This window comes from Stenotrophomonas sp. SMYL86 (assembly GCF_036320025.1).
In the GTDB taxonomy this organism is placed as follows: Bacteria; Pseudomonadota; Gammaproteobacteria; order Xanthomonadales; family Xanthomonadaceae; genus Stenotrophomonas; species Stenotrophomonas maltophilia_A.
Window position 1 is genome coordinate 1 of the sequence record NZ_JAWIRU010000003.1, and the last position, 21,120, is coordinate 21,120.

Sequence of the window (21,120 nt, forward strand, 5' to 3'; positions counted from 1 at the left end):
CTTTTCCGTGGTGGACGCACACGGAAACTGTCCGTGGGCGGGGGGGGGGGGGGGGGGGGGGGGGGGGGGGGGGGGGGGGGGGGGGGGGGGGCGCGCGCGGCGGGGGGGGGGTGGGGGGGGGCCCCCCCCCCCCCCCCCCCCCCCCCCCCCCCGCCCAACCCCATGATCGACAAACGCCGCCCACCACGAGGGGCTGCGCCGTTGGCTGGAAACCTAGATCGGTGCCAGTGCAGTGAACGGTGCCCACGGCAGGTTGCGCAGCAGCGCATACCCGGGCAGCACCCAGAGCCAGAACACGGGATTGGCCAGCACCCGCATCAGCGGGTCGAGCACACGCGGGCGGATGCCGGCGATGTTCAGCAGCATCAACAACAGGAACGGCAGGCTGATGACCAGCAGCGGGTTCATCGCCATCGCGCCGGGCAGGTCGAAGTGGACCAGGGAATACAGGCAGCGCGTGCTGCCACAGCCCGGGCAGTACAGGCCGGTCAGCGCGTACAGCGGGCAGCTCGGCAGGGGATTGCCGGCGACATACGGATTGACGTTGCGCAGCACCACCGTGGCACCCACGGCCAGGCCGGCGGAAACCAGCAGCGGTGCCCAGCGGGCGAGTCGGGAACGAGCGGGAAGCGCGGACATGCAACAACGGATCCGGCGCAGGCGCCGGATCCGTCCAGGCGTATCAGTAGTTGCCGTTGCTCATCGCGCCCATGCCGCCGAGCACAACGAAGAACAGCACGTACAGCACGACCAGCACGACCCAGGCGATGGCCGACCACATGGCCCACTTCTTGGCCTTGGCGGCGGAGTCCTGGGCGCCGGCGATGTCGCCGGCCGCCAGCTTGCCGTTGACCTGGGCGGCGTAGACGATCGACACGATGCCGGCCGGCAGGCAGCAGAACAGGGTGGTCAGGATCGCCCAGACCAGGTTGTTCGGGACCTGCGGAGTAGCAGTATTCATGGGTTCAAGCTCCTTGATGGGTGGTGGTGGTGAATCATTGGTCGGAAAGAGCGCCCAGTACGGCCAAGCCGCCGAACAGCCCGAACCACAACAGCAACAGGACCGGCAGGGCCACGGCCGAAGCCACCGCCCACCAGCCCGCCTTGCGCGACGCACTGTAGGCCCCCGGCAGGTCGCCGGCCGCGCGGCGGCCATCGACCTGGGAGGCGTACACGATCGACACCACGCCCAACGGCAGGCAGCAGAACAGCGTCGTCAGGATCGCCCAGACCAGATGGTTGGGGATGTAGACCGGACGGCTGAGCGGTGGTGGTTGATTCAAAGCGAGACTCCATTCCTTGGTGGCCGGCCATGATGAATCGGCCGGACCTCCCCCCTGTGGGTGCGTAATCTACCGCAACCTGCGTTGCATGTATGCGTTTACAGTCACGACATGTCGCGTACACCACTGGACGGTGACGTATGTGGGGGAGTCCGCTGGGCCCGCTCGGCGGGCCCATCTCGTCAGGCGTGATCGCCGCGCAGGGCCCGCACCTGGGCCTCCAGCACCGGCGCGCTGGTGCTGTGGCCATCCACGGCCGCTGCCGCCACCACCTCGACGGTGGCGCGGAAACGGCGCGGCACGCGCATGCGGCCCAGGCGGCTGTCGCGCCGGCTCCACATGCTCGACCACATGCCTCGCAGCGCCATCGGCACCACCGGCACCGGCCGCCGTTCGAGGATCTTCTCGACGCCGGACTTGAACGGTGCCATCGCACCATCCTTGGTCAGCGCGCCTTCCGGGAAGATGCAGACCAGCTCGCCTTCGGCCAGCGCAGCGTCGATGTCATCGAACGCGCGCTGCATCAGCGCCGGGTCTTCGCGCGCACCGGCGATCGGGATCGCCTTGGCGGTCCGGAAGATCCAGCGCATCACCGGGATGTTGAAGATCTTGTAGTACATGACGAAGCGCACCGGGCGCGGGATCGTCGCCGACAGGATCAGTGCGTCCATGTAGCTGACATGGTTGCAGACCAGCAGCGCGGCGCCCTCGTCGGGCACGTTGGCCTCGATGCCGTGCGGGCGCAGGCGGTACAGGGTGCGCACCATCAGCCAGCTGAGGAAGCGCATCAGGAATTCGGGGACGATGGTGAAGATGTAGATCGCCACCAGTGCGTTGGCGATGGCCAGCGCCAGGAACTGCTGCGGGATGGACCAGTGCAGCAGCTTGTGCGCGGCCAGCGACAGCAGGGCTGCGCCGACGATGAAGCCGGAGTTCTGGATGTTCAGCGCCGCAAACACGCGCGACATCTGCGCCTTCGGCGTGCGGCTCTGGATCAGCGCGAACAGCGGCACCACGAAGATGCCGGTGAACAGGCCGATGCCGATCAGGTCGATGACGATGCGGATGCTGCCCGGCTGCTGCAGGAACGTCCCGATGGTCAGTCCGTGCACGGTCGCTTCGCCACTGCGCGCGAAGTACAGGTCGAGCAGGAACGCGGTCATGCCGAACGCACCCAGCGGCACCAGGCCGATTTCCACCGTGCGTGCCGACAGCTTCTCGCACAGCAACGAGCCAACGCCGGTGCCGACCGAGAACAGGGCCAGCGCAAAGATATACAGGGTCGGCTCACCGCCGAGGTTGGTCACGGCATAGGCCGGCAGCTGCGAGGTCAGCACGGTGCCGACGAACCAGAACCAGGACACGCCCAGGATTGAATTGCGCACCGCCTTCTGCTGGCGCGCCATGCGCAGCACCGCCAGTGATTCGGGCAGCGGGTTCCAGTTGATCTTCAGGTTCGGGTCGCCGGCATCGACCTTGGGAATCAGGCGTGCGGCGATGTTGCCGCAGATCGCCAGGCCGATGATCGCGCAGGCCGCCACCACCGTGCCGTGGCTGCCGGCCACGGTGAACACCAGGCCGCCGACGATCATGCCGGACAGGATCGACATCGAGGTGCCCATTTCAACCAGGCCGTTGCCACCGGTCAGCTCTTCGGGCTTGAGCACCGACGGCAGCACCGAGTACTTCACCGGGCCGAACAGGGTCGACTGCATGCCGGTGCAGAACAGGGCGACCAGCAGCACCGGCAGGCTCTGAGTGAGGAAGCCGGTGGCTGCCAGCGACATGATCACGATCTCCATGGTGGTGGTGATCACGATCAGCCGCGATTTTTCCAGTTTGTCGGCGATCTGCCCGGCCAGCGCCGAGAACAGGAAGTACGGCAGGATGAAGATGGCCGGTGCCAGCGTGGCGTACAGCCCCAGTTCTTCCTCCGGTACGGCCATGAACAGCAACATGCTGATGATCGCCTGCCGGTACACGTTGTCGTTGAACGCTCCGAGTGCCTGGACGACGAAGAACGGCAGGAAACGGCGCTGGCGCAGCAGGGCGAACTGGTTGTGACCGGACATGGAGCCTCCTTGACCGGCGCAGCCTAGCATTCCTGCCTATCCGCCGGGACCATGGCGGGATGCATCCACGCATGGCGTGGATCTACTGAAGCCCCACAACTGTGGGTGCGGACCGTTGGTCCGCACACCTTGATAGGTCTCAGACGATATCGTCGACCACGCCGCCATCCACGCGCAGCGCCGCACCCGAGGTCGCCGAGGCCTGCGGCGAGGCCAGGTACACCACCATGTTGGCCACTTCCTCGACCGTGGCGGTGCGCTGGATCACCGAAGACGGCCGGTGTGTCATCACGAACTCGCGGCCGATCTGCTCCAGTGGCTTGCCGCTGCGCTGGCGTTCATCTTCGAACATCGCTGCGAAACCGTCAGACAGGGTCGGGCCGGGCAACACCGCGTTGACGGTGACGCCGCTGCCGGCCACGCGCTTGGCCAGGCCGCGCGACAGCGACAGCTGCGCGGTCTTGCTGACCCCGTAGTGGATCATGTCGGCCGGAATGTTGCGTGCCGATTCGGACGAGATGAACAGTACGCGACCCCAGCCGGCATCGACCATCGCCGGCAACAGTGCCCGCGACAGGCGCACGCCGGACATCACGTTGGTCTGCCAGTAACGTTCCCAGGTCGCGTCTTCGGTCTCGAAGAAGTCCTCGGGGCCGAAAATGCCGGCGTTGTTGACCAGGATGTCGACCTTGGGCAGGCCTGCCAGCAGCGTGTCGACGCCGGCCGCATCGGAGAGGTCGGCGGCCACGCCGAGCACGTCGGCACCCGGAACGGCGGCGAGCAGGCGCTGGCGGGCGCGTTCGACGCTGTCGGTGCTGCGGCCGTTGAGAATGATCCGCGCGCCCGCGTTGGCCAGGCCCTGGGCAATCGCCAGGCCGATGCCGGCGGTGGAGGCGGTGACCAGCGCGGTACGGCCGGTGAGTTCGATCTTCATGGAGGAATCCGGGGCAGGGGATCACCCAGTATCCGCGCGGGAACGTGATCGGGATGCATCGCCATACGCAACGCACGGTTGCACGCGGTGCAGTAGATCCACGCCATGCGTGGATGGAATGTCCGACCAGCGATGAGGGATCAGGTCAGGCTGGTCACCGCCTCATTCGCCGCCGCCCGCACCTTCGGCAGCATCCGCAGCACCAGCGCCATCTGCGTGCGGATCAGCTGCAGCTTCGGCGGCATCGCCTCGTCGATCTGTTCCAGTTCGGCCGCCACCGCGCGATCAGCGTCGTTGTCGTCCTCGCTGACCGGCTGCCGAGCGCCCAGGGCCGTCGCCAGCTGCTGCAGCGCCTTGCGCACGCGCTCACCGGCAGCCAGCGCCAGCGGATCGCCGGCGTAGCTGTCCACCTGGTCGCGGTGCGCACCCAGGGCCGACAGGTGCCCGAGCAGTGTGTTGGACAGCGCCAGGAAGTGGAAGCCGGCATCCAGATTGCGGCGCACATGGCCGGGTTCACGCAGCATGTTCGACAGCGCGGTGGACAGCGCGGCGTCGGCGTTGTGCATGTCGCGGCGGGCGATGCGGTAGGCCAGATCGTCACGCATGCCGCTGCGGTACTGGCCCAGCACCGAATCCAGATAGCGCGCGGCGGTGTCCAGCACCCGCGCCAGCACAAGATGCAGCTGCCGGCCCTGCCAGTCGGGCAGGATCAGGAAGGCGGCCGCGGCGGCGATTGCACAACCCAGCAGCGTATCGACCATGCGCGGCACGATCAGCACGAAGCCGTCGCCGATCAGGTTGAAGCAGGTCAGGGCCATCACCGTGATCGCCGCCGACGCCACCAGGTAGCGGTCGGTGCGGGTGAAGAAGAACAGCAGCGCCGACAGCAGCGCGATCAGCAGCTGTACGTGCAGCTGTGGGAACAGCTGCAGCAGTGCCCAGGTCAGCACCAGGCCGGCCACGGTGCCGACGATGCGTTGTGCAAGGCGCTGGCGGGTCGCGCCGAAGTTGGGGCGGCACACGAACACGATGGTCAGCAGCACCCACGAGCCGTTCTGTGCATTGAACAAGCGGATTGCCGCGAAGCCGGCGATCAGGGCCAATGCCATGCGCAGGCCGTGGCGGAACAGGACCGAGCCGGGCGTGAGCTGCTGGCGCACGCGCACGCCCATCTCGCGCAGGGTGTGCGGGTTGCTGTCGCGCAGGCGGGTATCGACGTTGTCCAGGCTGGCCTCGGAGCGCTCCGCATCCAGCAGGCGGCGCTCGATGCTGCGCAGGTTGTGCACCAGCAGATCCAGCGAGCCAAGCAGTCGCTGCCACTGCGGCCGCTGCTGGTCGCGCAGATAGGCCAGCGCATCGGCCAGGTCGCGCCCGGCCTGCTGGTTGCTTTCGCCATACACGAACGGACGGCGCAGGCGGATCGCCTCGCCCAGCCGTGCGCAGGCCTGCCCCTGCAGGTCGAGCAGGCGCTGGCAGCGGTACAGCACATCGCTGTGGAAGAAGGCATCGACCAGCGCACCGTACGGGTAGTGCGAGGAGCTGGCGCGCTCGTGGAAATCCTGTGCCATGTAGTAGAGGCGCAGGTACAGGCCGGAGTTCACGCCGGGCCGCCCGGAACGGCCGAAGCGGGCCAGGATCGCGGTCTTGGCTTCGTTGAGCGCACCGACCACGCGCCGGTTCTGTTCGGCCAGGTCCAGCTGGCGACGCTGCAGGTCGGCCTCGCGCACCGGTTCGAACAGCGCGGCCTTCAGCTGCAGGTAGCGGCCCAGTTCCACATACAGGCGCGCCACCCGTTCGCGCACCGGTCGGTTGGCAAACAGCGCGGTCCACAGGATCGACAGCAGGCCGTACCAGACCGCACCGGCCAGCAGGTGGCTGACCGCGTCCAGCGCGCTGTGCAGGTCGCTGGCGCCATGCTGCTCCAGCCCGATCATGGTGTAGATCGCCAGCGTTACCGTGGCCTGGGCGATGGACGCGTAGCGCTCGCCGAGCGCACCCAGCAGGGTCAACCCGAAGGTGGACAGCGCCAGCGCGCCGATGAAGATCCATGGCCAGGGGAACAGCCAGATCACCGAAGCGGCGGCGAGGCAGAAGCACAGCAGCGACAGCAGTACCGCCTTGGTACGGCCCCACCAGTTGTCATCGGTCTCGGCGATGGCGCTGGCAATGATGCCGAGGAACACGCCGGGCAGGGCAGTGAGCGCGTCCAGCTGCCAGCACACGGCAAGCGCTGCGGTCAGGGCGATGAACACCCGAAGGCCATAACTGGCCTTTTCGTGGGCCCACAGGCGGCTGAGGCGGGATTCGCGGGCGGGCATGCAGGCTCGGTGGAAGGGTCTCCCACCATTATTGCGGGTGTGGGGTGAAATATGGAGTGCGGACCAACGGTCCGCACCCACCGTCCATGTGCGGGCCCGTCGTCCGCATGGACGGCGGGGACCGGCACCTTACATCTCCCAGCGCACGCTCACCGCGAACGTGCGCGGCAGGCCGGCGCCGGCGTTGGACCAGTACTTCCGGTTGGCCAGGTTCTCGACGCTGGCACGCAGGGTCACCGGATGGCCGGACGCCAGCAGGCGATAGCCGATGCCTGCATTCACCAGCGTGTAGTCAGGCAGCTTCAGGGTGTTGTCGGCGTCGTACCAGACATCGCCGTAGTAGCGCACGGCGGCATAGGTTTCCAAGCCGTCTACCCACGGCAGCTGGTAGGTGGCGTGCAGTACCCCGCTCCAGCGCGCAGCACCGGCGGTACGGTTGCCTTCCTGTGCGGCGCTGCCCGGGGACAGCTTGTCGTAGGTCGGATCCAGCCAGGTGACGCCGCCGCCGACGGTCAGTGCATCGTTGAGGTGCAGGTCGGCACTGGCTTCAATGCCTTCGTACAGCGTGATGCCGTCCTGCACCAGGCGCTTGCCGGCCGGCGTGAGCTCATCGATGTTGGCACCACGTTCCAGCCGGAACGCGGCCACGTTCGCATTCCAACGCGCCGCTTCGACCTTGGCCCCGATCTCGTACTGCTTGCTGATGGTGGGATCGAGCACGTCACCGGCGTTGATGTAGCTGTTGCCTACGCGGCTGCCCGCTTCGAGCGACTCGATGTAGCTGGCGTAGAGGGTGACCGCCTCGCTGGGCTTGAACATCACGGCGTAGGTCGGGGTGACCGGGTAGGTGTGGTACCGCCCCTTGGTTTCGAAGTCGTTGTAGCGCCAGCCCACCAGCACCGACCAGCCGTTGCCGAGGTTCACCGTATCGCTTGCGAACACCGCCTGCTGCACCGTCTCGTCGCCGCGGGTCATCACCCGCGAACCAACGGCGTCGTGGCGGATGGCATGGCGCTGGTACAGGTTGGCGCGGCCAATCAGGTTCCACTCGTAGGGGCGGTCCCAGCCCAGTCCGGTCTGGTGGCTGATGCCCGCCACCACCTGATGCTGAAGGGGGCCGGTGCGGAAGCTGCCCTGCAGCATCGCCTGGGCCAGCTTCCACTCGCTCTTGCCACCCAGTTCGTAGACGTTGACGTCGTAGTCGCCGTTGAGATCGTCGATGTAGGCGAAGATCTTGTTGACGTCATTCCACGAGGTGGTGACGCCGTAACTCAGGCTGGCTTTCCAGTCGCTGTTGATCTGCCAGTTCAAGCCGGTCGACAGCAGGCTGGAGCGTGTGTCGTAGTAGGTGCCGGGCACGCTGTTGTCGGTATCTCCGGCGATCGGCCGCGGCAACGAGGTCAGGCCACGGAAGTAGTACTGCGGCGATTCCTCGCGCAGGTCGCGCGACTGGAACACACCGTCGAAGGTCCAGGTGAGCGCATCGCTCAGGCGCGCGTCCAGCGACAGTGCGCCAACCTTGCGATCGACGTGTCCGCCATTGAAGGTCTCGCCTCTTTCCTGGAAGGCGTTGAAGCGGTAGCCGAACATCTGCTCGTTGCCGAAGCGGCCGCCAACGTCGATGCCGCCGCTGACGATGCCCTGTTCGCGCCAGCCCAGCTGGGCGGAGAAGGTGGGCGTGTCCGTCGGCTTCTTGGTGATGTAGTTGACGATGCCGCCGGGGGTGCCGAAGCCATACAGGAATCCGCCCGGGCCTTTCAGCAGATCGACCTGTTCCATCACTTCCAGCGGCCATTCGGTGCCCCAGGAAGAGACCTGCAGGCCATTGACCCGGTAGCTGTCGTAGTTCAGCTCCAGACCGCGGTTGCGGATGGGCGAGCTCCAGCCACTGGCATAGGCGCTGACCTGGGTGCTGACCGAAGGGTCGAGCAGGAAGGCTTCGCCCAGCGAGACCACCTGGCGCTGCTCGATCTGCTCGCGGCCAACAGCGGTGATCGCGAACGGAGTGTCGCGCAGGGCGCGGTCGCCCAGTGCGCCAGCGTCGGTATGGGTGCGTTCGGCGGTGACCTTCACCGCATCCAGATCGGTGGCGTTACGGCTGACGGCCGGCGCTTCGGCATGGGCAGCGCAGGCGGCTGACAGGGCGATGGCCAGCAGGGCCAGGCGGGGAGAACGGGAAGGCAGCATCGATGGTGGTCCTCGACGGACGGCCACAGGCCATCCGCCCACGGTTGGGGGAAGGGGCAGTGGCTGGGATCACGCAGGCTGGCCGGAGATGGCAGCGGGGCGCCGCGAAGGGGCGCAGGACCATGGCTGGATGAGAATTGTTCTCTTTTCGTTACCGTGCGTCAAACCCGGAGGTATGCGGACCAACGGTCCGCACCCACCATCCGTGCCCACGGTCCGCACCCACGGTCCGCACCCACGGTCCGCACCCACCATCCGTGCCCACGGTTCGTACCCACCATCCGCTCCCACGGTAGTGCCGGCCGCTGGCCGGCAGATTGGCTGTACGGAGAACGCCGGCCAGCGGCCGGCGCTACCAGTAGATCCACGCCCTGCGTGGATGGGCCCTTCTACGCCCGTTGCGCGCGCTTGAGCAGCTTCGCTTCGCGCCTGCGTGCGCGACGTGCCCGCCAGCGCTCGGCCAGGCAGGAGAAGATCACGTACAGCGCCGGCGTGCTGAGCAGGGTCAGGCTCTGCGAGAACAGCAGGCCGCCGATCATCGCGATACCCAGCGGACGCCGCAGCTCGGACCCTTCGCCGAGGCCGATCGCCAGCGGAACCGCCGCCAGGATCGCCACCATCGTGGTCATCATGATCGGGCGGAAGCGCACGATGCTGGCCTCGCGTGCCGCTTCGCGCGGTGCCAGCCCATGTTCGCGCTGCGCCACCAGCGCGAAGTCGATCATCATGATCGCGTTCTTCTTGACGATGCCGATCAGCAGCACCAGCGCGATCATCGAGATCACCGATAGTTCGGTATTGGTGCCGAACAACGCCAGCAGCGCACCCACGCCCGCCGCCGGCAGCGTGGACAGGATGGTGACCGGGTGGATCAGGCTCTCGTACAGCATGCCCAGCACCAGGTACACGGTCAGGATCGCGGCAAACACCAGGATCAGCATGTCGCTGGGGTCGGAGTTGAAGCCGAAGCCGGCGTCATCAGCCAGGCGGATGTCGCCGGGCATGCGCATGCCGGCCACGGTCGCGTCGATGATCGCCTTGGCCTCGCCCATGCTCACGTTCGGCGCCAGGTTGTAGCTGAGGTCCATCGTCGTGTACTGGTTCTCATGGGTGATCTGCGAAGGCGCCAGCCCCGGCACCTGCTTGGCCACCGCCGTGAGCGGCACCATGTCGCCGTTGCGCGCACGCACATGCACCTCGTCCAGCGCCGCCGGCGTAGCGGTCTGCGAGGGCAGGGCGTTGACCACCACGCTGTACTGGTTGATGTCCGAATAGATGGTCGAGATCTGGCGCTGGCCGAACGCACCGTACAGAGCGCCGTCGATGGCGCCGACCGAAACACCCAGGCGGGCGGCCTTGGCACGGTCGATCTCGATGTTCTGGCGCAGCCCGGCATTGTCCACATCGGTGCCGACGTCGCGCAGCTTCGGGTTCTTCTTCAGCTCCGCCTGCAGCTTGGGCAGCCATTCCTGCAGTGACGCCAGGTCATTGCCCTGCAGCGAGATGCGGTACTGCGCGCCCTGGCTGGAGCCACCGCCATCGTTGCTGGGCAGGTCCTGGATCGCGCGCAGGCGCAGCTGCAGGTCGGGGTAGCGGTCGGCCTTGGCGCTCAGTCGCGCCAGGGCATGTGCGGTGGTTTCGCGGCGGCCTTCCTTGCGTGATTTCAGCTCGACGTTGAACTGTGCGCTGGAGCCCTGGCGACCGCTGCCCAGGCGCACACCCACGGTCTTCACCGCCGGGTCGGCCATCAGCATGTCGGTGATGCGGCGCTGGCGGGCGACCATGTCCTCGAAGGAAACGGTGGCGCTGGAGTTGGCGCGGCCCCAGATCAGGCCGGTGTCCTGCGGCGGGAACGCGCCCTTCTTCACCGCGCCGAACAGGAAGACGGTGGCACCGATCAGCAGCAGCGGCGTCAGCGACAGCAGCAGCGCATGGCGCAGCGAGAAATCCAGGAACACGGTGTAGATGCGCAGCATGCGCTCGTGGCCGGCATCCAGCCAACGGCCGAAGCGCGACGGCGGCGCCGTGTGGTCGTGGGCGCTGAGGAAGCGGCTGCACAGCGCCGGGGTCAGGGTCAGCGAGACGATCATCGAGACCACGATGGCCGCCACCAGGGTGACGGTGAACTCGCGGAAGAACGCGCCCATCATGCCGCTGGCGAACAGCAGCGGGATGAACACCGCCACCAGCGAGGCGGTGATCGAGACGATGGTGAAGCCGATCTCGCGCGCGCCGGTCAGCGCTGCCTGCATCCGCGGCATGCCTTCGTCGAGGTGGCGCATGATGTTCTCGATCACCACGATCGCATCGTCGACCACGAAGCCGATCGCGATCACCAGCGCCAGCAGGCTCAGGTTGTTCAGGGTGAAACCCATCACGTACATCACCAGCGCGGCACCGGCCAGCGACAGCGGCACGGTCACTGCGGCGATCAGCGTGGGTGCCAGCCGGCGCAGGAACAGCGCCATGGTCAGCACCACCATCGCCAGGCTGATCAGCAGAGTGATCTGCACTTCATGCAGCGACGAGCGGATGGTCGGCGTACGGTCGAAGTACGGCGTCATCGTGGTGCCCGGCTGCAGGTAGTCGCGCAGCGCGGGGATCTGTGCCTTGACCCGGTCCACGGTCTCCACGATGTTGGCGCCGGCGCGGGTGAACACGTACATCACCACCGCCGGCTTGTGGTCGAACCACGCCGCCTGGTAGGCATCCTGCTGGCCGTCGTAGACGTTGGCGATGTCCTTCAGCCGGATCACCCGGCCATCGCCCTGGGTCTTGACCACCAGGTCGGCGAAGTCGGCGGCGCGTGCCACCGAATCGTTGGCGATGATCGCGGTGGTGGTGTTGCCATCGCTGAGGAAGCCGGTGGGTGAGGTCACGTTGGCCGCACGCACCGCGTTGCGCAGGTCATCGGCGGTCAGGCCGAGTGCGTTCATCAGGCGCAGGTTGACGTCCACACGCACCGCCGGCGTCGAGGCACCGGCGATGTCGACCGAAGCAACACCGCTGATCTGGCGGATGCGCTGCGCCAGCAGCGAATCGGCGACGTTGTACAGCTCGTCGGCCGACTGCGTCTGCGAAGTCAGCGCGATGGCGATCACCGGGTCGTCGTTCGGGTTCGCCTTCTGGTACATCGGCGAGCCCATGCCCGAGGGCAGGTCGGCCTGCGCCGAATTGATCGCAGTTTGTACGTCCAGCGCGGCCGAATCGATGTTGTGGCCGCTCTGGAAGATCATGAACACCAGCGAGCTGCCTTCCGAGCTCGACGAGCGCATGCGGTCGATGCCCGGCAGCTGGCCGAGATGACGTTCCAGCGGCGCGGTGACCGTGGAGGCCATGGTTGCCGCATCGGCACCGGACTGGCTGGCGTGCACGAAGATCACCGGGATCTCGATGTTCGGCAGTGCCGACACGCCCAGCCGCAGATAGCAGATCAGGCCGACCATGAACAGGCCGATGGCCAGCAGCGCGGTGCCGATCGGACGGCGGATGAAGGGGCCGGACAGGTTCATCGTGCGGCCCCCCGCAGCAGCGGGGCGTGGATCATGCCTGCGGCTCCTGCAGCGAACCGTCGCGCAGTGCGCGCTGCTCGCGGCGGCGGGCCAGCCATTCGGAGAAGCGCTCCATATACAGGTAGATCACCGGCGTGGTGTACAGGGTGACCAGCTGCGACAGCAGCAGGCCACCGACGATGGCGATGCCCAGCGGGCGGCGCAGTTCCGAACCGATGCCGGTGCCCAGTGCCAACGGCAGCGCGCCGAGCATGGCCGCGGCGGTGGTCATCATGATCGGGCGGAAGCGCAGCAGGCAGGCGCGGCGGATCGCTTCATGCGCGTTGGCGCCGGCGCGGCGCGCCTCGATCGCGAAGTCCACCATCATGATGCCGTTCTTCTTGACGATGCCGATCAGCAGCACGATGCCGACGATGCCGTCCACGGACAGGCTCAGCCCGCACAGCATCAGTGCCAGCAGCGCGCCGACACCGGCCGGCGGCAGCGTGGAGATGATCGTGATCGGGTGAATGTAGCTCTCGTAGAGCACGCCCAGCACGATGTAGATCACCACCAGCGAGGCCAGCAGCAGCCACACCACATCGGTCTGGCTGCCGGTGAATTCGGCGGCCTTGCCGATGAATTCGGCATGCAGGTGGGTGGGCATGTCCAGGCTGTCCTTGGTCTCCTGGATTGCACGCACGGCTTCGGACAGCGAATAGCCCGGCGCCACGTTGAACGAGACCGTCACTGCCGGCAGTTGCTGCTGATGGCTGACCACCAGCGGCGCACTGCTGACCTTGCCTTCGGCCAGTGCCGACAGCGGAATGATGCTGCCCGCGCCGACGGTGATACCGGTGTTCTGCGCGCCGATGCCGGTAGCCGTCGATGAGTTCGACGAGGTGACCTGGCCGAAACTGGTGGCATTGGTGCCGGTCAGTGCACCGGCACCATTGGAGGCAACGGCCAGCTGTTCCATCAGCGCGGTGCTGGTGCGGAACTCCGGCGCCACTTCCAGCACAACCCGATACTGGTTGAGTTCGGTGAAGATGGTCGAGATCTGGCGCTGGCCGAACGCATCGTAGAGGGTGTCGTCGATGGTCTGCATCGGCACGCCCAGCACGCTGGCCTTGTCGCGGTCGATGTTCAGTTCAAGCGCGCGGCCCTGGTTGGACAGGTTGTTGTCGACGTCGGCCAGTTCCGGGCGCTTGCGCAGCGCTTCGGTCAGGCGTGTGGCCTGGGTGGCCACGGTCGCCGGATCGACGTCCGACAGCGAGTACTGGTACTCGGTGGCGGCCACGCGGGTATCCAGCGTCACGTCCTGGACCGGCTTCAGGTACAGGGCCACGCCCGGAATACCGGCGACGGCCTTCTGCAGGCGCGGCAGGATCTTGTCCAGGCCGTCGCGCTCGCCGCGTTCCTTCAGCACGATCGACAGCTGGCCCTGGTTGAGCGTGGGGTTCATGCTGCCCGCGCCGATGAAGGCTGACACGCCGGTCACGTCCGGGTCCTGGCGCAGCGCTTCGGCCACCTGCTTGGTGCGCTGCTCCATCTGCGGGAAGGCGATGTTCTGGTCAGCCTGGACCACGCCGGTGATCAGGCCGGTGTCCTGTTCGGGCAGCAGGCCCTTGGGAATCAGCACGTACAGCAGCACGGTCAGCACCAGTGCGCCGCCGGCCACGGCCAGGGTCAGGCGCTGGTGGTCCAGCACCCAGTCCAGACTGCGCTCGTACAGGCCGACGGTGCGCGTCCACAGGTTCTGCTTGCCGGCCGCCGCCGCACGCTCATGTGCGTCCTCGCCTTCGGGCAAGGCGTCGGGCTTGAGCAGGTAGGCGCACATCATCGGGGTCAGCGTCAGCGAGATCAGCATCGACAGCACGACGGCGATGCTCAGCACCCACGCGAACTCGTGGAACAGGCGGCCGGTGACGCCGGGCATCAGCAGCAGCGGCAGGAACACCGCCACCAGCGAAACGGTCAGCGACAGCACGGTGAAGCCGATCTGGCGCGCACCGATTTCGGCCGCTTCCTTGCCACTCTTGCCCTGCTCGATGTAACGCACGATGTTCTCGATCATCACGATCGCATCGTCGACCACGAAGCCGGTGGCCACCACCAGCGCCATCAGCGAGAGGTTGTCCAGCGACATGCCGGCAAAGGCCATCACCGCGAAGGTGCCGGCCAGCGACAACGGCACCGCCACCGAGGGAATGATCGTGGCCCACAGGCGGCGCAGGAACACGAAGATCACCGCCACCACCAGGCCGATGGTCAGGATCAGGGTGAACTGCACCTCATGCACCGAGGCGCGGATGGTCTCGGTACGGTCGTTGAAGATCTCCAGGTGCACGTCGGCTGGCAGCACGCCCTGCAGCTGCGGCAGGATCGCGCGGATGCGCTCGACGGTCTGCACGATGTTGGCGCCGGGCTGGCGGCGCACTTCCAGCAGCACCGCCGGCTTGCCATCGGCCCAGGCGGCCAGCTGGTCGTTCTCTACGCCATCAACCACTTCGGCCACGTCGGACAAACGCACGGGACGTCCGTTCTTGTAGCTGATGATGGTGTCGCGGTACTCGGCGGCACTGGTGAGCTGGTCGTTGGTACCGATGCTGTAGGACTGGGTCTTGCCGTTCAGCGAACCCTTCGGCGCGTTGACGTTGGCCTGGGTCAGCGCGCTGCGCAGCTGCTCCAGGGTCAGGCCCATGTTCGACAGCTGGGCCGGATTGACCTGGATGCGCACGGCCGGGCGCACGTTGCCGGCGATCGAGACCAGGCCCACGCCCTGCACCTGCGACAGGCGCTGGGCCAGGATCGAGTCGGCGTAGTTGTTGACGTCGCGCAGCGGGCGCGTGTCAGAGGTCAGTTTCAGGGTGACGATGGCCGCGTCGGCTGGATTCACCCGGTTGTAGACCGGCTGGTAGGGCAGCGACGAGGGCAGGGTGGCCTGGCGGATCGCCGCCTGCACGTCCTGCGCGGCAATGTCGATGTTCCGGTCCATCGAGAACTGCAGGATGATCGTGGACAACCCGGCCGACGAGTCGGAGGTCATCAGCTCCAGCCCGGAGATCTGCCCGAACTGGCGCTCCAGCGGCGTGGTGACCAGCGAGGCCATGGTGGTGGCGTTGGCGCCGGGATACTGGGTGGTGACCACCAGGCTGGGCGCATCGATTTCCGGCAGCGCCGACACCGGCAGCTTGCGGTAACCGAGGATGCCCAGCAGCAACAGGCCCGCCATCAGCAGCGAGGTGGCGATGGGGCGGCGGATGAAGATCGTCGAAAAGCCCACGGACTGATCCTTGCTGGCACTTCAATGTCGGCGCCGGCAGGCTTGCCGGCGCGAGGGAGGTCGGTAGCCTGCGCTCAGCGCGGGCCGCCGCCACGACGGCCACCGCCGCCGTTCTTCTGCTCGGCGGCCTTCAGCTCGGCTTCGGTCGGCACCGCCGGGGTTTCGCCCGGCTTCAGCGCGGTGACCTTGCTGCCCGGCTTCAAGCGGAACTGGCCTTCACTGACCACCCGCTCGCCGCCCTTCAGGCCCTCGGCGATCTGCACCTGGCTGTCACCCACTTCCACGCCGCTGCGCACGGTCTGCATCTTCACCGTGTTGTCGCCCTGCACCACATAGACGTACTCGCCGTCCGGGCCACGCAGCACCGCCTGGGTCGGAATGACCACGCCACCGGCAATCGTGCGCAGCTGCATGCGCACGTTGACGAACTGGCCCGGCCACAGGCCGTTGTCGGTGTTGTCGAAGATCGCGCGCGCCTTGAACGTGCCGCTGTCGGCACTGATCAGGTTGTCGACCACGTCGAGCTTGCCGTCGCCGGACAGCACGTGCGAATCGGCGCGGTCCAGTGCCGCGACGGGTACCGCACCGGCGGCCTGTGCCTGGCGCACATCGCCGAGCTGGCGCTCGGGCAGGTTGAACAGCACGTGGATCGGATGGATCTGGGTCAGCGTGACCAGCGCGGTGCCGGCGTTGACCACGTTGCCGGCGTCGACCGCGCGGATGCCGGCGATGCCGGTGATCGGCGCGGTGACCTTGGTGTACTGCAACTGCACCTGCGCCGAACGCATGCTGGCCTCGTTCGCCGCGACTGCGCTTTCGTACTGTGCCACTTGGTTTCGCTGTGTATCCAGATCGGTCTTGGCGACGAACTGGCGATACTCCGGCGCGTTCGAGCGCTGGTAGTTGGAACGCGCGGTGGCCAGCAGCGCCTCGTTCTGGCGCTTGGAGGCCACGGCCTGGTCATAGCTGGCCTGGGCGGTGCGCGGGTCGATCACCGCCAGCACATCGCCCTTCTTCACTTCCTGGCCTTCGCGGAAATTCAGGCTCATCAGCTGGCCGCCAACCTGCGGGCTGACGGTGACGGTGTTCATTGCGGTCACCGTACCCAGCGCGCTGGCATAGACCGGCACGTCCTGGCGTGCCGCATCCACCACGGTCACCGGCACCGGGCCGGCATCCGGGTCTTCACCGCCCTGGCGCGCAGCTGCCGCCGGGCTACCGGCCTTGTCCTTGCCCCCGCCGAGTACGCGCAGGCCGACCACGGCCAGCACCAGTACCGCCACGACCAGCAGCACGATCTTCCAAACACGTGACATTCAAGGACTCCAAGAGGGCTGGACGGGGCACGGCCCCGGTTGGCAATGCGCAAAGCATACCTGCGCCACATCACGTTTCCTGCATGACGGATGGGACGGGCGCTAAGACCGGATCCGGCCGCGGAGGTTCCCGTAGCGGCGGTGTTGCCCTACATTCAGCTGGAACCCCCTGCCGTGGAGATCGTGATGCGCCGTTCGTTGCTGCTGTCCGCCCTGCTGCTGGCCTTGCCGGCTCTTGCCCACGCCCAGGACGGGCAGCGCCCGGAGGTGACCGCTGCCGCCCAGCGGCTGCAGGCCAAGGTGGTGGAATGGCGGCGCGACTTCCACCAGCACCCGGAACTGTCCAACCGTGAGGTGCGCACCTCGGCCGAGGTCGCCAAGCGCCTGCGTGCGATGGGCCTGAAGCCGAAGACCGGCATCGCCCACCACGGCGTGGTGGCGATCATCGAAGGCGGCAAGCCCGGGCCGAAGATCGCCATGCGCGCGGACATGGACGCGCTGCCGGTGACCGAACAGACCGGCCTGCCGTTCGCCTCGAAGGCCACTGACCAGTACCGCGGGCAGACCGTGGGCGTGATGCATGCCTGCGGCCATGACGCGCACACCGCCACCCTGCTCGGCGTGGCCGAGGCACTGGTGTCGATGAAGAAGGATCTGCCGGGCCAGGTGATGCTGATCTTCCAGCCGGCCGAAGAGGGGGCACCGCCGCCGGAAGAGGGTGGTGCTGCCCTGATGCTGAAGGAAGGCCTGTTCGCTGATTTCAAGCCGGAAGCCGTGTTTGGCCTGCATGTGTTCTCCAGCGTGCAGGCTGGGCAGATCGCGGTGCGCGGTGGCCCGCTGATGGCCGCCTCGGATCGTTTCGGGATCAAGGTGATCGGTCGCCAGACGCATGGCTCGGCGCCGTGGAACGGTGTTGATCCGATCGTGGCTACCGCTGACCTGGTCGGCACCGCGCAGACCATCGTCAGCCGCCGCGCGAACCTGTCCAAGCAGCCGGCGGTGCTGACCTTCGGCGCGATCAACGGGGGCATCCGCTACAACATCATTCCGGATGAAGTGGAAATGGTCGGCACCATCCGTACCTTCGACGAAGGCATGCGGCAGCAGATCTTCGCCGACCTGCGCAACGTGGCCGAGCACACCGCCGCCGCGCACGGTGCCAAGGCGGTGACGGACATCTACGAGTCAGAGGGCAATCCGGCCACGGTGAACGACCCGGCGCTGACCGCGAAGATGCTGCCGAGCCTGCAGGCAGTGGTGGGCAAGGACAACGTGTACGAGCCACCGCTGCAGATGGGTGCGGAGGATTTCTCGCTGTACGCGAAGGAAGTGCCGGGGATGTTCTTCTTCGTCGGTTCGACCAGCGTGGGCATCGACCCGGCGACGGCACCGGCGAATCATTCACCGAAGTTCCTGCTGGATGAGAAGGCGCTGGATGTGGGACTGCGCGCGCTGCTGCAGGTGAGCCTGGATTACTTGAACGGTGCCGGCACTCCTGCTGGCTGAGGGTTTCCGGCAGGGCTGCGCCCTGCACCCGCCGAAGCAACGGCAACGTCAACGGCAAAAGCGGTGCTGGATTTCTGTTGGTTGGGCGGGGCGGTGTGGGCCTGCAGGACACGCCGTAAACCCGTCCATGGGGGCTCGATGGCGCCATCCATGGCGCCAACGGTCCTGCAGGCCCACATCGCCCCGCCCCCGACAGGTTCACGCGGCTGTTGGTAGGTGTCGACCTTGGTCGACACGCTGGCGTGGATGGCGGATATCAGGAATTTCTGAAGGATCGGTTTCTGCTTTTGATCTTGATTTTCCTGATCTTTCCCGTGGTGGCGCGGGAAATTGTCCGTGGCCGGGAGGGTGGGTTGGCTGGGGGCGTGAGCCGCATGGATGCGGCGACCGAGCTTACATGGACGTACTTGCAGCGGCCCCCAGCCAACCCACCCCCCCCCGACCCCGAGATACTGCCCTGAACCACCACGGAGGGGCTCCGCCGTTGGCCGTCCCGGCCGAAGGCCCGCGCCCGGCGCGATACAATGGCCCCATGAACACCCCACAGGATTCCAGCCTCGGTCGCGAGGTCAGTTACCCGTCGCAGTACGATCCCGGCCTGCTGTTTCCCATCCCCCGCAGCGGTGCCCGCGCCGAGATCGGCCTCGATGACGCCGCGCTGCCGTTCGTCGGCCATGACCGCTGGCATGCCTTCGAGCTGAGCTGGCTCGACCCGCGTGGCAAGCCGCAGGTCGCCGTCGCCACCGTGCAGGTGCCGTGCACCTCGCCGCGCCTGATCGAATCGAAGTCGTTCAAGCTGTACCTCAACTCCCTCAACAGCACCCGCGTCGACAGCGCCGAGGCACTGCGCGAGCGCCTGGTAGCCGACCTGTCAGCCTGCGCCGGTGCGCCGGTCCAGGTCGAGTTCGGCCTGCCGGGCCTGCGCGAGACGCCGCTCGGTGAATCCATCGACGGGCTGGACGTGGAGATCGACTGCTACGGTCCGCCGCAGGCGGACTTCCTCGCCGCTGATGCAGGCGAGGTGGTGGAGGAGACCCTGGTCTCGTCGCTGCTGAAGTCCAACTGCCCGGTCACCGGCCAGCCGGACTGGGCAACGGTCAGCCTGCGTTACCGTGGGCCGAAGATCGACCGCGCGGGCCTGCTGCGCTACCTGGTCAGCTACCGCGAGCACGCCGAGTTCCACGAGCAGTGCGTTGAGCGGATCTTCAGCGAAGTGTCCGCCCGCTGCCAGCCGCAGTGGCTGGAAGTGGAGGCCCGCTATACCCGCCGTGGTGGCCTGGACATCAACCCCTGGCGCGCCAGCCCTGGCATCGCCGCCCCGGCCGCGACCTACCGCGAACTGCGGCAATAACCGCCGCAGGCGGTTACGGGTAGTGCCGGCCGCTGACCGGCAACCGCAAGGAACCCGCGTCCCGGGCCAGGGCAAGCCGGCGAGCGGCCGGCACTACCGGGCACCGGCTCTCCCGATTGTTCAGCCGCCCCCGGGGGTGGCTTCACATCTGCACCATCCCCATTTAACAACCGCCATGGCACCGTGCGAACCACGTAGTCATGCAGACGGGAGTTGTGGATGAGTACCGAGAAGAAAGCCGATTTCTCCGGCGTCAGTGCCAGCGTCGACAGTACCGCCGAACAGGTGCCGAAGGCGGACTTCTCCGGCGTGAGCGCTTCGGTGGACAGCACCGCCGACGTTGTGAGCGGCGGCACCTACACCGTGCAGAAGGGTGACTCGCTGTCGAAGATCGCCAAGCAGCACCTGGGCGATGCCAACGCCTGGAAGAAGATCTTCGAAGCCAACCGCGATGTGCTTGATGACCCGGACAAGATCTTCCCGGGCCAGACCCTGAAACTGCCGCCGAAGTAAGCCGGCGATCGAACGCCGTCCGACAATCCCTGGGAGGAACCCCGAATGATCAAGACCACCCCGCTCCAGACCGCCCTGATCGCCGCCCTGCTGGGCAGCGTTGCCCTGGTCGGTTGCAAGAAGAAGGAAGAGTCGACCGACAGCAATGCCGCTCCGGCAGCGACCGCGCCGGCTGAGCCGGCCCCGGCGCCGATGACCGGCGCACCGCCGCCGATGGCAGAAGCCGCTGCCGTCAGCGTCTCGGCCGTCACCGTCGGCAAGACCGCAGCCGCCGACAAGTCGGTTGCGACGACAGCATTGTTCGCACCGAAGGATGACGTCATCGTCTCGGTCAAGACCGACGGCGCTGCCAACAACGTCACCGTTGGCGCGAAGCTGACCTACCAGGACGGCCAGGTGGCCGGCGAACAGAACGCCACCCTGAACTCCAGTGGCGCGGAAACCACCAACGTCACGTTCAAGAATGCAAAGGGCTGGCCGGCCGGCAAGTACCGCGCCGAAGTCACCGTCGATGGCAAGGCGGCCGGAACGCCGCAGGAGTTCGAGGTCAAGTAAGTCCTGCCGACTCTCTCCCGGCAGGGCTCACGATGGACGCAGCCGCGAGGCTGCGTCCTTTTTTATTGAGCGGCGGTTGGCCCCATCCACGCATGGCGTGGATCTACTGACAACCGGGCCGCGCTTCATCCACACCAAGCGTGGATGGATCACAGCGTTGCCGGCATGCAGTACCGCCGCGTATGGCGTGGCTTTGCCCCGCGCGGCTGAAAACGCGACAATGCAGGGGTTTCCCCGCCGCGCGCCCACCCTGACGGCGACGGGGGAAAGCGTGGGGCCCGGCCCCGCGCGCGACACGGTTGCACGTG

The 21,120-nt window shown here is 67.0% G+C and carries 14 protein-coding genes; 4 read left to right on the plus strand and 10 right to left on the minus strand.

From position 1 onward, the window contains the following. Positions 1-213: 213 nt before the first annotated feature. The 10 genes from V3B64_RS04835 to V3B64_RS04880 all read right to left on the minus strand — a co-directional run bounded on the left by V3B64_RS04835 (position 214) and on the right by V3B64_RS04880 (position 16,887). Positions 214-639: a DUF2752 domain-containing protein gene (locus tag V3B64_RS04835; protein ID WP_006473646.1), complete on the minus strand. Its 426-nt coding sequence runs from the start codon at positions 637-639 to the stop codon at positions 214-216. 43 nt (positions 640-682) lie between these two features. After that, positions 683-961 (minus strand): CD225/dispanin family protein, encoded by a 279-nt coding sequence (locus tag V3B64_RS04840; RefSeq protein WP_032127177.1) that lies wholly within the window; start codon positions 959-961, stop codon positions 683-685. A 34-nt stretch (positions 962-995) separates the two neighbouring features. Beyond that, a complete protein-coding gene (locus tag V3B64_RS04845) occupies positions 996-1,283 on the minus strand; it encodes a CD225/dispanin family protein (protein WP_005419784.1) in 288 nt (95 codons plus the stop codon). A 182-nt stretch (positions 1,284-1,465) separates the two neighbouring features. After that, on the minus strand, positions 1,466-3,355 hold the full coding sequence (locus V3B64_RS04850; protein WP_182266809.1) for an MFS transporter: 1,890 nt from the start codon (positions 3,353-3,355) through the stop codon (positions 1,466-1,468). A 139-nt stretch (positions 3,356-3,494) separates the two neighbouring features. Further along, positions 3,495-4,289, minus strand: a complete 795-nt coding sequence (locus V3B64_RS04855) for an SDR family oxidoreductase (protein WP_049401658.1) — start codon at positions 4,287-4,289, stop codon at positions 3,495-3,497. Positions 4,290-4,429: 140 nt separating this feature from the next. Then, entirely contained in the window at positions 4,430-6,607 is a 2,178-nt protein-coding gene (gene yccS / locus V3B64_RS04860; protein ID WP_329913734.1) for a YccS family putative transporter, read from the minus strand. A gap of 129 nt (positions 6,608-6,736) precedes the next feature. Next, positions 6,737-8,794: a TonB-dependent receptor gene (locus V3B64_RS04865; RefSeq protein ID WP_329913735.1), complete on the minus strand. Its 2,058-nt coding sequence runs from the start codon at positions 8,792-8,794 to the stop codon at positions 6,737-6,739. 389 nt (positions 8,795-9,183) lie between these two features. Further along, a complete protein-coding gene (locus V3B64_RS04870) occupies positions 9,184-12,306 on the minus strand; it encodes an efflux RND transporter permease subunit (protein ID WP_049424064.1) in 3,123 nt (1,040 codons plus the stop codon). 31 nt (positions 12,307-12,337) lie between these two features. Then, positions 12,338-15,571 carry an efflux RND transporter permease subunit gene (locus tag V3B64_RS04875; RefSeq protein ID WP_100437674.1) on the minus strand — a complete coding sequence of 1,078 codons (3,234 nt, stop codon included), beginning with the start codon at positions 15,569-15,571 and terminating at the stop codon, positions 12,338-12,340. A 74-nt stretch (positions 15,572-15,645) separates the two neighbouring features. Continuing rightward, positions 15,646-16,887 carry an efflux RND transporter periplasmic adaptor subunit gene (locus V3B64_RS04880; RefSeq protein ID WP_125895790.1) on the minus strand — a complete coding sequence of 414 codons (1,242 nt, stop codon included), beginning with the start codon at positions 16,885-16,887 and terminating at the stop codon, positions 15,646-15,648. Positions 16,888-17,073: 186 nt separating this feature from the next. Between V3B64_RS04880 and V3B64_RS04885 the strand changes: the two genes are divergently transcribed. The 4 genes from V3B64_RS04885 to V3B64_RS04900 all read left to right on the plus strand — a co-directional run bounded on the left by V3B64_RS04885 (position 17,074) and on the right by V3B64_RS04900 (position 20,812). Next, positions 17,074-18,393 carry a M20 family metallopeptidase gene (locus V3B64_RS04885; RefSeq protein WP_329913736.1) on the plus strand — a complete coding sequence of 440 codons (1,320 nt, stop codon included), beginning with the start codon at positions 17,074-17,076 and terminating at the stop codon, positions 18,391-18,393. A gap of 532 nt (positions 18,394-18,925) precedes the next feature. Next, positions 18,926-19,744, plus strand: coding sequence for an NADPH-dependent 7-cyano-7-deazaguanine reductase QueF (gene queF / locus V3B64_RS04890; protein ID WP_049424070.1), 819 nt, complete (start codon positions 18,926-18,928; stop codon positions 19,742-19,744). A 219-nt stretch (positions 19,745-19,963) separates the two neighbouring features. Beyond that, the gene (locus V3B64_RS04895; RefSeq protein ID WP_049401651.1) at positions 19,964-20,257 is read left to right on the plus strand and encodes a LysM peptidoglycan-binding domain-containing protein; all 294 of its coding nucleotides are present in this window, start codon (positions 19,964-19,966) and stop codon (positions 20,255-20,257) included. 45 nt (positions 20,258-20,302) lie between these two features. Next, positions 20,303-20,812, plus strand: a complete 510-nt coding sequence (locus tag V3B64_RS04900; RefSeq protein ID WP_049401650.1) for a hypothetical protein — start codon at positions 20,303-20,305, stop codon at positions 20,810-20,812. Positions 20,813-21,120: the final 308 nt, after the last annotated feature.